The organism is Sodalis sp. RH14 (assembly GCF_047324285.1).
GTDB lineage: Bacteria > Pseudomonadota > Gammaproteobacteria > Enterobacterales > Enterobacteriaceae > Acerihabitans.
Map to the genome: position 1 here is coordinate 2,319,554 of NZ_CP178739.1, position 12,472 is coordinate 2,332,025.

Here is a 12,472-nt window from a genome sequence, read left to right on the forward strand (position 1 = left end):
CACCTCGTGTTACCTCATTCGCCGCCGGCAACCTGGATCAACGGCTGGTAATAATGGGGCTGGCGCATGGCGACCAGATCTTTGCGCCGCACCACATTGGTGGGATAGGCGCAGTCCAGGTTGCTGGTATCGATGTCCAGCACGGCCAGGCCCTGGACCTCGGTGACCAGCGCCTCGCGCCTGGGCCAGACAAAGGTATCCGGCCCGAAAATACCGCTTAGCCCCGAAAGATTGGCATTGGCATAACTCAGGTAGACATTGTTTTCCCCGGCCCGTACCCGGGTTAACAGCCAGTGGTGGCGGGATGCTCCGGTGGCAATAGGGTAGTCGTGGGGCACGGCGGTGCCGGGATGATCGATCGGCCCCGGCAGATCCAGCGCCGCCGGACAGGCGATAATATCGCAGCCGCGCATTGCGAGGATCCGTCCCGCCTCGGGAAATTCAAGGTCATGGCCGATCAGCAGGCCGATGCGCCCGCAGGGAATATCAACGGTGGTCCAGGCGCTGCCGGGCGTCGCCCAGGTCTTGTCTTCCGCGGTTAAATGAATTTTGCGATACATCCCCTGCAGGCCGTCCGGGCCGATCAATACCGCCGAGTTATAGCGGTTGCCGTCGCCGCCGTCCTCCACCATGCCCGCCACCAGGTAGAGCCGCAGGCGGGCGCACAGATCCATCAGGGCGCTGACGGCGGCGTGCCGCGGGGTGATGGCGCCGGCGGGGGCCCGGTATTTGCCGGTGAGGCAAAGCTCGGGCAGCGTCAGCAGCTCCGCGCCCTGCGCTTTTGCCCTGGCGGCCAGTTGTCCGATATGCCTGAGATTGACGTTGATATCATCGTCGGGTTCGAATTGCCCGACGGCAATATGCGAGCGTTTGCCCTCCGGCAGGGGTTTGGTGGCGTACAGGCCGAAGAAATCCAGCGGATTCCACATAAAGGTATTTGTCATCAATTCCTTGTACAGCTCCGGCCTGCGCTCTGCCAGCACGCGGCGGCGGGCGCCGGTATGCAAAACCCCGGAAACGATGCCGTCGCCGGTATCGCGCCAGGCCTGGATATGGCCGTTGGGTTCGATAATGCAACTGCCGCCGCTGAACTGGACGCCGCGTTCCCGCCCCCAGCGATTGCTTTCAATCAGGTAGCAGTCGTTTTCATAGGCGCGATTAATCCAGTAAGGCGCGGGAGTGCGCTCGGCCAGCCAGTTGCTGATATGGCAAATGACGTCCGCGCCCTGTAAGCCGGCCAGGCGGGCGGTTTCGATAAAATGGATATCCATGCAAATCAGCAGCGCAATATTGCCAAGCGGGGTAGGGAATACCTGATGCCCCAAATCGCCGTTCGCCGCCCATTTTGGCTCCGAGATATACGGATGGGTTTTACGGTGTTTGCCGATCACGCCGTCGGGGCCGATCAGCACCGCGCTGTTGTAATATAGCCCGCTGCGCGCATCCACTTCAGGCAAACCGACCACCAGGTAACATTGATAGCGCGCCGCCAGCAGGACGAAACGATCGGTGGTGGCGCCGGGCACCGTCTCGACGTAATCGGCGACCTCTTCACGATCCATCCAGCAATAGCCGGTGGTGCCCATCTCGGGCATGACGATCAGGCGCGCGCCGCCGGCCGCGGCCTCCCCGGCCAGGGCTAGCAGCCTGAGGATATTGTCTTCTTTACGGAATTGTGTAGGTTCAAACTGAATTGCCGCGACGCAAACCGGTTGATTGATCATTCTCACTCTCTCATTGGGTAAAAAAAAGCCCCATCAACCATTACAACAGTTGATAGGGCATCTTTGCCAGATTCATGTGTTATGACGTCCTGCCTTCCACTTCAGAGGGTCTACAAAACGCCGAACCATACTTAGGATTAGGCAATAAACATGCCTGAATAACAATTTTTCTTAAAAGTTGTTAAATATCAATTTATTATATTTTTTTCACAAGCCTGCTAATCCGTCATCAACGATAAAGTTTTAACGCAGTCGGTGCGTTTGCGTCTCTATTGCACTTTTTTGGCGTGCCGACGGGCGACAGGAAACTCTAGTTTAGCTTGGTCTTGCTTAATGGGAAGAGATCAGTTGGAACCCGATTTGAGCTGATTTTTCTCATACCCCAAATGGTGGGTCAGTTCAGCTTTAAGGGCAGCCTCAACACTTAATTTTTTTTAAAACCGATCAAATTGGCTCAGATCCTCAGGGGTTTTGAGACTTTTAGCCAGCTCAGTTGCGAGAGCCTGTAGCAATTTTTCGTCCATAAATTCACCTAATTCTAATGATGGATTGAACATATCAAAATCAGGCGATTACACAATCTTATGTACAGACTCGCAAGGTCTGCAATTTTTCAGCCGCGGCCCACCGATCTGGCTGACGACGCGTGAGACGCCTGCGGGGGCGTCGTCGTTGTACTCGCCTCAGCCCGGGCGTCGAAATCGTGCCTGGCTTGATCGATAACATCGAGATGAGCGAGTGCCCACTTTCCGAGCGCCTCGACCGGCTCACGCAACTCATGGCCGAGTCGCGTGAGCTCGTAGTCCACACGCGGAGGTGTTGTGGGATACACGGTGCGGACCACCAGGCCATCGCGCTCGAGGCCACGGAGCGTCAGCGTGAGCATGCGCTGCGAGATGCCGCCAATCTCGCGCTTGAGTTCGCTGAATCGCCGTGGACCTTCTCGCAGGAGCATCACCACCAGCACGGTCCACTTGTCGCCAATACGCGAGAGCAGTGTACTGACCCGCGGGCAGTCCAGCGCCATCGAGCGCTCCGGTTCGTTCAGTAGCGACATAGCAGCCATGGTTCCCTCTTTGTTCCTATGCAACAAAATTGTGCCGTCTTGACGAGTCATCTCAGTTACTAAAGAATAGCTGGTACCTACTTTATACCAACAGGAAGATGACGTCCATGAAACTACTTCACCTTGATTCAAGCATCCTTGGCGCGAATTCGGTCAGCCGCGAGCTTTCCGCTTCCGTTGTCGCCCGTCTCACAGAGACCAATCCTGCAATACAGGTCACTTATCGCGACCTGGCCGCCGTACCGATCCCGCATTTGTCCGGCGCCTACCTGGCGGCCGGCCAGGTGGGCGAAATACAGCACGATACCGCGCTGCAAGCCGATCTCGCGCTGGGGAGTGAGGTGCTCGAGGAGTTCCTGGGGGCCGACACCGTTGTGTTGGGCGTTGGTTTCTACAACTTCGGCATTCCAAGCCAGCTTAAGGCGTGGGTCGATCGGCTGGCAATTGCCGGCAAGACCTTCCGGTATACCGAGCAAGGGCCAGTCGGGCTTGCCGGTGGGAAGCGCGTGGTCATTGCCATTGCACGCGGTGGTTTTTATGGTCCGGGTACGGCCATTGCGTCGTTTGAGCATGCCGAGAGCTACCTACGGGGCATCTTTGCTTTCTTCGGTATCGACAACATCGATGTAGTGGCAGTTGAAGGTATCGCGGTTGGACCCGAGGCACGAGAGGTTGCCATCACACAAGCTGAAGAGAAGATCGCGGCTCTCCATGCGTGATGCCAGTAGTCGGTTCATCCTCATTTTGTGGTGACCGGCAGTCGCCGAGCAGAAGCGGTACTGAGGCAGTCCAGGAAATCTCATCTGTGCTGCCTTAGCTCCGCAATTTCAACCATGTTTTCCTTAGGCGCTTCATAGTGCAACAAAAACACAACGCTGACCGTGGTGTGATGGCGACTTCACGACCAGCATGACGGTATTCAATGGGGCATCAACCCTAACCTCGCGTAATAGATTCCATTATTGATCTTGGTTGAGGTTATCGGGCAGTAATTCGGTCGCGCAACGCGCAGACCAACGTTTAATCAGCAATGAGGAAACCATCATGACAAGTGTCCTTCCCAATCCCACGGCGAGTCGCTCCCTGCGGGTCGGCGTATGGGTGGCTAAGGGTCTTCTGGCCGTACTTTTCTTCTTTTCTGCCTACATGAAGCTCCTCACGCCCATCCCCGAACTGGCGAAGATGATGCCGTGGACAGGGGTTCTCCCGGAGACGTTCGTGCGCATCATGGGCTTCATAGATCTGGCGGGCGGGCTTGGCCTATTGCTCCCTTCTCTGACCCGGATATTGCCGCGGCTTACCGTGCTGGCGGCGCTATGCTGCTCAGTGCTTCAGGTGTTCGCGATGGTCTTCCATGTTTCGCGCGGCGAGGCGTCAGTGATCCCCCGGAACGTCGTCATGCTGTCGCTTTCACTGTTCGTGCTGTGGGGGCGTGCCCGCAAGGCCCCCATTTTGCCGCGCTGATGTCTACGTTTGGAGGCAATTAAAATGAAACGCATGCCCACTTTTTACCTGTCTCACGGAGGCGGTCCATGGCCGTGGATGAAAGATCGCTTCGGGCCGATGTTTGACCGGCTCGAGAAGTCGCTTCAGGAGTTGGCGTCAAGTCTGCCGGAACGTCCAAAGGCAATCTTGATGATTTCCGGGCATTGGGAAAATCCCGAATTCACCCTGTCCTCAAGCCCCAATCCCCCCATGTACTATGACTACGAAGGTTTTCCGGAACACACCTATCGCGTAAAGTACCCGGCACCGGGTTCCCCCGAACTGGCGGAGCGCGTGTGTGCATTACTGACCGCGGGTGGCATCGCCGCGAAGCTTGATCCGAACCGTGGCTTTGACCACGGCACCTTTACGGTCGCCGCTGTTGCTTTCCCGGAAGCCGACATCCCTGTCGTGCAGTTGTCGCTGCGACACGGCTACGACCCTGCGGCGCACATTGCCCTCGGCCGACTGCTCGCACCGTTGCGTGACGAGGGTATCCTCATCATTGGCAGCGGTGTCAGCTTCCACAACTTCGGAAAACTCAGTCCCGAGGGAACGATTCCATCACGTCTGTTCGATGCCTGGCTGCAAAAGACATTGACCGCCAGTTCCCCCGCCGAGCGCGAAAAGCAACTGACACACTGGGCCGACGCGCCGGCTGCCCGTATCGCACATCCATGTGAAGACCACCTTGTGCCACTGATGGTTGCCGTCGGTGCCGGGCTCGATGAGCCCGGGACGTGCGTTTATAACGACGACACCATGTTTGGCAGCATTACGGTATCGAGCTTCCGTTTTGGTCTTGCCGATAATTCGAGTGGAGCACCCGCGAACGCATAACCCAGCTCGTTAGCCGCAGCAGGCGAACACGCATGGCGTTAATGCACGGCCATAGCTTATGTTGGACTGTCTTTAGGATCGTGGACACTCCTGGCCTATTATCTGCTGTCTGCTGTCTGCTGTCTGCTGTCTGCAGATTCAGCTAAAGCTAAAGCTGACAATGCTGAAGCATTGTTGAAAACCAATCCAGTGATCAGTGTACAGGTCCTTAATGAGGTGACGAGCGTGTGTCGTTGCAAGCTTGCGATGAGCTGGGAAGATATTGGACCTTTTCTGGTGCTGGTACGTAGCTTCTGCAATGTCGTACCGCTGACGGTGGATGTTCATGGCCGCGCACAACAGATTGCGGAACGGCACCAGATCTCGTTTAATGATGCTTGTATCTTCGCAGCCGCGGCGACGGCTGGTTGCCAGATCTTGTACACCGAGGACCTGAGCCACGGGCGGATCCTGGAGGACAGCCTTACGATCAGGAATCCTTCGCGCAGGGTTAATGAGTCGGCTGGAAAAGGTGGAACCGCCTGAACCGTGAGGCGGTAGTTCTTTCGATGGAGCCATGAAACCGCAGTTGTGGACGTCCACTGGCATCATTGGCATAATCTGCCAATGATGATATCCTGAGAACAGACTGTTATTTGGGGAGTTGAAGCCATGCACACACGCAATGTGGTACTGACTGACCATCAGCACGAGATGGTCGAAAGGCTTGTTAATTCAGGCCGTTATCAGAATGCGAGCGAAGTGTTGCGTGACGGGTTACGCCTGCTCGAGCAACGAGAGGACGTTGAGGAGGCCAAACTTGATGCCCTGAAAGCGGCCGCGCAAGTAGGCTGGAGAGAAATCGATGATGGCCGTTTTACAGATGTCCAGAATGACAAGCTCGAAGATTTCATCGGTGAGTTAGGCGTTCGCGCCGCTGGCAGTGAGCAGAATCAACATCGCAAATGATGCGCTATCGCCTATCGGCCGTCGCCCAATCGGATATAATTAATATACTTAAATGGACTCATATTCAGTTCGGTGAGGCTGCAGGTAGGCGTTATGAGCTAAAGCGTTGCGGGACGTAGCTTCGGACCCTGGTCGGCTCGGTAGTGTGGCGCGAAAAGAACTCGGCAAAGGCGCGAGGTAATGGCATCTTAAGTTAAGTGCTGAGCGCGCCAAATCGAAGGATGGGGTTGTTCATCGGCCGCGTCATTTTCTCATTTATCGGATAGACGCTGAGGATTTGATGGCCGTTGGCCGTGTTCTGCATGATGCGATGGAACTCGAACAACATTAATTGCAGGACACACCTTGGGAGCAGCTATCCATTTAATGGAGAATTGAGGCACGAGGTATGGCTATGATTACACACGCACACACGAAACGATGGACTTACCGACTTGGCCGGAGCATGGGACGGACCTGGCGTGGGTATGTGTCTCGCGAGCGTCATGTAGCTGACTGGATCATTTCACGGGGGGTTCCTGCGGTGGGCGCCAGTGTGTTGATTTGGCTCATCAAACTCGTACTGCTTGGGTTGCTTCTGTATGCTGCGTTCTGGTTGGCTTTGCTACTGGTGTTTGCGGTAGCCGCAGCTTGGGTGGCCGAACATTCAATGGGGCAAGATGAATCCGACTTCTTGGGGCGTAAGGCAGAAGAACTGGATCATCGCGATAGCCTCTCTTATAATCCGTACAACTACAACGATGACCCCGACCCTCGGTTCGAGGACGACTGAAACCAAGGCTACTTCTTTGCTGTGCTGATCAGTATACCTGAGCCTTTGCTCCCGGCTTGTCCCACGTCCCGGGAGCCATTCGTCAAGCCTTGTAGCATGTTTCCTGCCCGAACACCGGCCCATCCTAATGCTGTAACCCAAAATGTTGGCAACACAAGAAACATCGTCGCCATAACGAAGTTCAGTAGCATATCGCCGAAGGCGTTGTTGAGCCCCAGCAACGGATCGAAGTTCACCTGTGGCCGATCCGCACCCAGCCCCCAGCCGTAAAGCGCATCCAAGATCGTAGAGTCCAGCCAGCGGGCCAATTGGAACCAGAATTCCACAAAATACAGCGCGAAGAACACGCAGCTGACCGTCACGAAAGCCTTCAGATCGTAGGTCGCCAGCATCAATACCAGGGGGATGCAGATGATCAGTGCCATCTTCAGCAGTGACAGTACCATTGGGAGGGCCTGTCGCACCGCATCCATCGCCGGGAAATAGGCAAGGGCACCCACGGTCACGCCGGCGTCCGCCACGGCGCGGGTGACGACGTTGGGCAACGTCATATCGACCTGCCCGCCGTAGTCCGCATAGACGGCCCCTTGGTTCATCTTCTGCTGGCGCGGCGCGGCAATCGCGCGGATCACCGAATCGTCCAGTTCAGTACGTGAGATGAATCCTGCCCACTTTGCTATCCGGGTCATCAGGTCTAGATTGACCACGGCCAGCAGTCGGGCGCGCAGTCCAGTGTCCGCATCTGACCACCATTGTCGACACGTTGGGTAGCCGCCTCCGCTGTCCACTTGCGCCAGGCCCGCGTCGCGTGTGGCATCATAGGGCCAGGCTGTGCGCGGTGTTTTTGAGTGATAACTGTCATAGTAACCGCTGGTATTGAGAAAGAAATTTGAGCCTATCCAGGTGACGTCATACATCTGAGCCTCGCTGAGCTCTGGGCGTCCCATAAACAGTTTTGCCCGCGCCGGGCCGTAGCAATCGTGTGTGAAATCGGCAACCTCCTGTGCTAGGACCGGGTCGTCGATACGCGTGCTGTCTATTTCCATGCGCATTTGCCGCAGGTCAGTACCGCAGGGGATGGCGGCTACCGCCGCGCTGGTTACGGCTTTGGAGATGGCATGCATGAAAAACCACCAGAGGGGGATTTTCGCGCTCTGGTTATTGAGCGAGGTAAATGATTTTTCCCAACCGGTCTCCGTGGGCAGTGGTACGCTGACCTGGCATTGCGTAGAGCGTGTAGTGTCAAATTTGATGGTGGACAGGTCGACGTCGATATACGGCACACAACCAAACAGGATGGCCACTATCGCCATCCAGATACGGTTCTCGATACGCATCGAGGACAACACGCCTTTATTGCCCTCGTCGGCCCCCTCAGTTCGCGCCCGCAGCCATTCCTGAATGAAAATCCCGGCAAAGGGCAGGGCGAACAGGCCGCTGGCAACGAGGATGTTCCAGACGCCGTTGTTAACGAGCCAGGCGACCAGCGTCAGGTAGTATTCCAGATAGTCGGTGGTCTGCAAGGTCATCACCGTCTCCTATACTACGCGCAGCCACTGGCAGGCTTCGGAGAACACGATGGCTCCCACGCTCAGGGCTTCGAGGATGTGGAGCGCCCGGGCTGAATTTGGGTCGCGCTGGAGCCTGCGCCGCCGCGCCCAGGGCCAGACGGCCAGCAAGGTCAGATACAGGCACAGGCGCCAGACGAGGAAATGGACGCTATGGGCATTGAGCCACTGCTGCCAATCGGCGATACCGCCGCACAGGTAAATGCCCAGCAGGTTGGCAACCAGTGCGGCAAAGAACAGTAGAACCAATATCCCCAGCAACAGCAGTAAAGGCCTTTGCCTGGTGCGTATTTCAGAACTAAAGGAGAGCATAGACGTTTCTCCACGCCAGATTAACATCGTTCGAGTTCATCTCAGCAACGATGAAAAGGCGATGAACAATGCGAAACGGATGCGCCCCATATAGTTTTTCTCGGCTGCCTCTGGTCATCCAGGCTGCTATAAACAAAACCATTTCTAAGAAAAACGGTATCAAAATTGTGCTGATGTGTTGCTTTGATGCGTGAATTGATGTTAAATAGAATCAATTTAGATGCGTCACCGCAAAGAGGTCATAAAATGCGTACCACCGTCACCATTGATGACAATTTGTATGAGCAGGCGCTGGAACTGGCTGGTCCGGACATGGACAAAGCAGACCTTTTCCGCGAGGCCATCCACACCTTTGTCCGTGTTCAGGCCGCCAAACGTCTTGCCGCCCTCGGCGGTAGCGCGCCGACTATGTCAAATGTGCCGCGCCGTCGTCAAGATTCGAGCCGCTGATGCCCGTTGTTCAGGACGTGTTGGTCGATACCAGTGTCTGGATTGAGCATTTTCGCCAAAATAAAACCGAATTGGTTGATTTGATGATGCAGGATAGAGTGCTTATCCACCCGTTTGTACTGACGGAATTAGCGTGCGGCACCCCCCCTGCGCCCCGCGGGAGAACGCTGGGCGATTTAGCTCTGCTACGTACCTGTCATTCTGCCAACCAGACCGAGGTCAGGAACTTGATTGAGCAGGAGGGCCTTTATGGCCAAGGTTGCGGTCTGGTTGATATGACCCTACTGGCCTCCACCCTGATCACTCCCAACGCTCGGTTGTGGACGTTGGACAGACGTTTGGCCATCCTGGCCGTACGCCTGGGCATAAACTGGCCCACGGGCGCACGCTAAGCACCCACATTTCAGGGAAAATTTTAAGTTTATAGGGTATTACCCCATGACATGCTACCGACCTCATTTCATTACAGCTAAACCTGACCGCACAAAAGCTGCCTATCTAACCGCGCACTAGATATCCTCTCTCATTACACCAGCAATGCGATGAATATCTTGTTGCGTTTGCTCACTAATCCGGCCCTTACTGAGGTCCCACGGGACATCGGAAGCGTGGCGGACGCTTTTCGATATCAAGCCTCGTGTTCTATGAGAACCACCATGGAATATCAACCTCCTCATAAATAATTATTGATGCGGTGGTGGGACATGATTTTGTAAAAACGAGTCTACTTCACCGTCCATGCTTCAGAAAAGTGACTATCTGCAAATAATTCCGTTAATCCGGTGATCTGCTTGAGCCTAAGCACTTCATCCGCATCCATACCCAATTCCTTGGCTATTTTCTCGTCCTTCCAGCCTAATCGCGCCAGGTCCCTCACGATATCTGACATGGCCATGATTTGATGTTTCCCACGGGCGCGGTTATGGCGAATAGTGGCCGCGATGCGATCGGTTTTTCCTGACTGGCTGTTTCTAATACAGGTAACAGGAAGATAATTTTTTAAACGGCTGCGAAGGATCTTTTTTTCTTTCCCCAACAGGCTTCGGTGAAACCCATCTACCACAATATAGCGCTCCTTTTCTTGGCACACCACCACAGGTTGGGTATAGCCATCCTTATCCAGGGAGGTAAGCAGTAATCTTTTTTCGGCGGGCGCCATATTATTGGGGTTATAATCATTTGCCAGCACGTTTTCAGCTTTTATCCAGAGGACACAGTCCACCGGCTCTTCTCGGAAAGGGCTTTGCTCATGTAAAAACTTTTTTAGTGAATTGATGGCTGCGATCTGTTCGTCGAAGGTCATAGCGCTGAGCGCTTCAGAAATGGGCTTAAATAATTCCTCGATATTCATAAAATCCTCCATTCTTTACGTTTCTCCTGCATACGATGCAGGTATTTTTTGTAATGGTGAGCCTTATTGGGGCTGAATGATAACGTATGACACCAGAAATCATTACGAATTAGTGTCTTGCAGATACGGCGCCAGGAAGGAATATCTCTTGCGCCTAAATCCTTGTCCTGTTCGTCGGGGATATCTACAGGGAAACCCCGGCTTTGGTACCATTTTAAATAAATGGCAATCTTATTGCGGTAATGTTCCGCTGTTTTCAATGGCATGCTGTCCAATAAGAACAAAGCGTAGCTTTTCCAGTTATGCTGAACCGGTTTGGTTATTTTCCGATTGGCGTAAAAATTCCCGGTTTGGTCGGCATACAGTGCGCCGGAATTCGCTCCCGCCACTCGTCGGCAAGCTTTCTCCCATGTTTCCGGCTCAAGCACGTGGTAAAGCCATAATCCCTTGCGTTGTTCGGGGCCGAAGGGTTCGCAAATGCGCATCGAGCTCAACGGCACGCCGGCCTGGTACATAAGATCATAAAGTGGATTATAAATACGCTTAAATTTGGCAAAAAAAAGCCAAATGTCATTCACTTTCCAGTCGTAAATAGGATAGGCATTATAAACAAAACCTTCTGATGATGCCGTTGTCCAGGGTTTATCATCTGCGTAGCGAAGTTTAGAATAAGAACTGATCGCGGCAAAGCGATTAAGCGATTCATCGGTACGGATGCCGATTAAAATCGCTGCACTCTTTTTTTGCGCAAACCAACTGGCAAAAGCGGGTACAAATTCTTCAAAGGTCATGGCGTGCCGGTAAAAAGGGAAAAACGCAGGGTCGGTGATCGCATCGGGAGGGGGTTGGCGCACCCAGTCAGTGTCCGGTTGCCATGCCACCCATTCGGGTTGATATTGAGAGACCCCATTCACGGTAGTCATGGGAAGGGCCACCCAGTAAAAGCGATCGATACAATCATCATACAGGGCTTTCATTTTCTCTATATGATTGATAGTAAGAGTAAACTGCACCTCCCAGTCAATAAATAGCACACTAAATGACCGTTTTTTTCGACGCGCGATTTCAGCCACCAGATGCAGTAAGACCGTTGAATCTTTACCCCCAGAGAAGGACACGCTAATGCGCTGAAATGTATCGAAAACCCAAGTTATCCTCTCTTGGGCAGCCTCAAGGACGCTTTTCCCTAATCCTATTTTTTTGACCAAAGCTATCACCTGTTGTTATCATAAATTAAATGCAATTTTGATTGTTTTAAACCCTTTTTAGGGGTTATTAATTAGCATTGCGTGCTTAAAATGGTTAAATTTTGTAATGTATCAGAACTTATATGCTGGAATAAATTAATTTTATTCCATCGGGGAATTAAAAAAAGTAATAGATAAATATTAAATTATTTTTTTAGGCCGGTGATGGTCTAAATATTTTTTTCAAAAATCAAGTGGATAAAGCGAATTTGCTATTATGTTGGTTTACTCAAATTTATTAAAATAAATAAAGGTAACACTATTCTAAAAAATAAACAATAATGAGTGTTAATGTTGATAAAATATACGTGTTAATCACTCAGGTGATAATTTGAAATTTATTGATTATCCAGGTTGCCTGGAATATGCTATATCATCTTTTTGATAGGCTATTAAGCTTACCTTTGCTGGAAAATGTTCGCGTTGTTATTCCAATCGGGCCGAATACGAGTCAGAAAATACTGTACAGAGTGATGCACAATAAATAATACCAAGATTGATCGTGTTTATATCCTTCAATTCTGAAATAAATCTAACATTCCCCGTGTGTAATCACCTTCCCGCAGCCTGCCCATGCTAGGTCAGCGCCAGGCTTAGCGTGATTTGTCATCATCACTCTGATAATGAAAGCGAAAACTAAATAAGTATAACTAAATCGACAGGCCACCAGTGCTTCGCCGTTGAGTCAAAAGATGTTGGTTAGCCCGCC

At 52.9% G+C, this 12,472-nt stretch carries 14 protein-coding genes and 1 pseudogene; 8 read left to right on the forward strand and 7 right to left on the reverse strand.

Annotated features, from left to right (window positions below):
* Nucleotides 1-14: 14 nt before the first annotated feature.
* The 3 genes and pseudogenes from ACL2XQ_RS10580 to ACL2XQ_RS10590 form a co-directional block, all read right to left on the reverse strand.
* A complete protein-coding gene (locus ACL2XQ_RS10580) occupies nt 15-1,724 on the reverse strand; it encodes a nitrilase-related carbon-nitrogen hydrolase (protein WP_413730097.1) in 1,710 nt (569 codons plus the stop codon).
* 347 nt (nt 1,725-2,071) lie between these two features.
* Nucleotides 2,072-2,248 (reverse strand): annotated as a pseudogene (locus ACL2XQ_RS10585) (IS256 family transposase); the annotation flags it as partial.
* Between the two features lie 89 nt (nt 2,249-2,337).
* On the reverse strand, nt 2,338-2,781 hold the full coding sequence (locus tag ACL2XQ_RS10590) for a winged helix-turn-helix transcriptional regulator (RefSeq protein ID WP_413730098.1): 444 nt from the start codon (nt 2,779-2,781) through the stop codon (nt 2,338-2,340).
* Nucleotides 2,782-2,897: 116 nt separating this feature from the next.
* Here ACL2XQ_RS10590 and ACL2XQ_RS10595 point away from each other — a divergent pair, with 116 nt between their 5' ends.
* The 6 genes from ACL2XQ_RS10595 (at nt 2,898) to ACL2XQ_RS10620 (ending at nt 6,835) form a co-directional block, all read left to right on the forward strand.
* On the forward strand, nt 2,898-3,509 hold the full coding sequence (locus ACL2XQ_RS10595; protein ID WP_413730099.1) for an FMN-dependent NADH-azoreductase: 612 nt from the start codon (nt 2,898-2,900) through the stop codon (nt 3,507-3,509).
* 325 nt (nt 3,510-3,834) lie between these two features.
* Nucleotides 3,835-4,254, forward strand: a complete 420-nt coding sequence (locus ACL2XQ_RS10600; RefSeq protein WP_413730100.1) for a DoxX family protein — start codon at nt 3,835-3,837, stop codon at nt 4,252-4,254.
* 24 nt (nt 4,255-4,278) lie between these two features.
* Nucleotides 4,279-5,115 carry a DODA-type extradiol aromatic ring-opening family dioxygenase gene (locus ACL2XQ_RS10605; protein ID WP_413730101.1) on the forward strand — a complete coding sequence of 279 codons (837 nt, stop codon included), beginning with the start codon at nt 4,279-4,281 and terminating at the stop codon, nt 5,113-5,115.
* 189 nt (nt 5,116-5,304) lie between these two features.
* Nucleotides 5,305-5,640, forward strand: coding sequence for a PIN domain-containing protein (locus ACL2XQ_RS10610; protein WP_413731046.1), 336 nt, complete (start codon nt 5,305-5,307; stop codon nt 5,638-5,640).
* A gap of 126 nt (nt 5,641-5,766) precedes the next feature.
* Nucleotides 5,767-6,063, forward strand: a complete 297-nt coding sequence (locus ACL2XQ_RS10615) for a type II toxin-antitoxin system ParD family antitoxin (RefSeq protein ID WP_413730102.1) — start codon at nt 5,767-5,769, stop codon at nt 6,061-6,063.
* A 394-nt stretch (nt 6,064-6,457) separates the two neighbouring features.
* Nucleotides 6,458-6,835, forward strand: a complete 378-nt coding sequence (locus ACL2XQ_RS10620) for a DUF3742 family protein (protein WP_413732593.1) — start codon at nt 6,458-6,460, stop codon at nt 6,833-6,835.
* A gap of 8 nt (nt 6,836-6,843) precedes the next feature.
* Here the strand turns inward: ACL2XQ_RS10620 and ACL2XQ_RS10625 are convergent, their stop codons facing one another.
* Both ACL2XQ_RS10625 and ACL2XQ_RS10630 read right to left on the reverse strand, forming a co-directional pair.
* Nucleotides 6,844-8,364, reverse strand: coding sequence for a conjugal transfer protein TraG N-terminal domain-containing protein (locus tag ACL2XQ_RS10625; RefSeq protein WP_413730103.1), 1,521 nt, complete (start codon nt 8,362-8,364; stop codon nt 6,844-6,846).
* Nucleotides 8,365-8,373: 9 nt separating this feature from the next.
* Nucleotides 8,374-8,715 (reverse strand): hypothetical protein, encoded by a 342-nt coding sequence (locus tag ACL2XQ_RS10630; protein WP_413730104.1) that lies wholly within the window; start codon nt 8,713-8,715, stop codon nt 8,374-8,376.
* Nucleotides 8,716-8,901: 186 nt separating this feature from the next.
* On the opposite strand from ACL2XQ_RS10630, the gene ACL2XQ_RS10635 reads away from it, so the two are divergent.
* Both ACL2XQ_RS10635 and ACL2XQ_RS10640 read left to right on the forward strand, forming a co-directional pair.
* Nucleotides 8,902-9,165, forward strand: coding sequence for a type II toxin-antitoxin system VapB family antitoxin (locus ACL2XQ_RS10635; protein ID WP_413732595.1), 264 nt, complete (start codon nt 8,902-8,904; stop codon nt 9,163-9,165).
* Nucleotides 9,165-9,557 carry a type II toxin-antitoxin system VapC family toxin gene (locus tag ACL2XQ_RS10640; protein ID WP_413730106.1) on the forward strand — a complete coding sequence of 131 codons (393 nt, stop codon included), beginning with the start codon at nt 9,165-9,167 and terminating at the stop codon, nt 9,555-9,557. The genes ACL2XQ_RS10635 and ACL2XQ_RS10640 overlap by 1 nt, the downstream gene beginning before the upstream one ends.
* Nucleotides 9,558-9,889: 332 nt before the next feature.
* Here ACL2XQ_RS10640 and ACL2XQ_RS10645 read toward each other — a convergent pair whose 3' ends face one another.
* Together ACL2XQ_RS10645 and ACL2XQ_RS10650 are read right to left on the reverse strand one after the other, a co-directional pair.
* The gene (locus tag ACL2XQ_RS10645; RefSeq protein WP_413730107.1) at nt 9,890-10,528 is read right to left on the reverse strand and encodes an IbrB-like domain-containing protein; all 639 of its coding nucleotides are present in this window, start codon (nt 10,526-10,528) and stop codon (nt 9,890-9,892) included.
* Nucleotides 10,513-11,724 carry a phosphoadenosine phosphosulfate reductase gene (locus ACL2XQ_RS10650; protein WP_413730108.1) on the reverse strand — a complete coding sequence of 404 codons (1,212 nt, stop codon included), beginning with the start codon at nt 11,722-11,724 and terminating at the stop codon, nt 10,513-10,515. The genes ACL2XQ_RS10645 and ACL2XQ_RS10650 overlap by 16 nt, the downstream gene beginning before the upstream one ends.
* Nucleotides 11,725-12,472: the final 748 nt, after the last annotated feature.

Excerpts from the sequence above, each read along its gene's own strand:
- ACL2XQ_RS10580 (WP_413730097.1), bottom strand. The coding sequence starts at position 1,724 with ATGATCAATCAACCGGTTTGCGTCGCGGCAATTCAGTTTGAACCTACA.
- ACL2XQ_RS10590 (WP_413730098.1), bottom strand. The coding sequence starts at position 2,781 with ATGTCGCTACTGAACGAACCGGAGCGCTCGATGGCGCTGGACTGCCCG.
- ACL2XQ_RS10595 (WP_413730099.1), top strand. The coding sequence starts at position 2,898 with ATGAAACTACTTCACCTTGATTCAAGCATCCTTGGCGCGAATTCGGTC.
- ACL2XQ_RS10600 (WP_413730100.1), top strand. The coding sequence starts at position 3,835 with ATGACAAGTGTCCTTCCCAATCCCACGGCGAGTCGCTCCCTGCGGGTC.
- ACL2XQ_RS10605 (WP_413730101.1), top strand. The coding sequence starts at position 4,279 with ATGAAACGCATGCCCACTTTTTACCTGTCTCACGGAGGCGGTCCATGG.
- ACL2XQ_RS10615 (WP_413730102.1), top strand. The coding sequence starts at position 5,767 with ATGCACACACGCAATGTGGTACTGACTGACCATCAGCACGAGATGGTC.
- ACL2XQ_RS10620 (WP_413732593.1), top strand. The coding sequence starts at position 6,458 with ATGATTACACACGCACACACGAAACGATGGACTTACCGACTTGGCCGG.
- ACL2XQ_RS10625 (WP_413730103.1), bottom strand. The coding sequence starts at position 8,364 with ATGACCTTGCAGACCACCGACTATCTGGAATACTACCTGACGCTGGTC.
- ACL2XQ_RS10630 (WP_413730104.1), bottom strand. The coding sequence starts at position 8,715 with ATGCTCTCCTTTAGTTCTGAAATACGCACCAGGCAAAGGCCTTTACTG.
- ACL2XQ_RS10635 (WP_413732595.1), top strand. The coding sequence starts at position 8,902 with ATGCGTGAATTGATGTTAAATAGAATCAATTTAGATGCGTCACCGCAA.
- ACL2XQ_RS10640 (WP_413730106.1), top strand. The coding sequence starts at position 9,165 with ATGCCCGTTGTTCAGGACGTGTTGGTCGATACCAGTGTCTGGATTGAG.
- ACL2XQ_RS10645 (WP_413730107.1), bottom strand. The coding sequence starts at position 10,528 with ATGGAGGATTTTATGAATATCGAGGAATTATTTAAGCCCATTTCTGAA.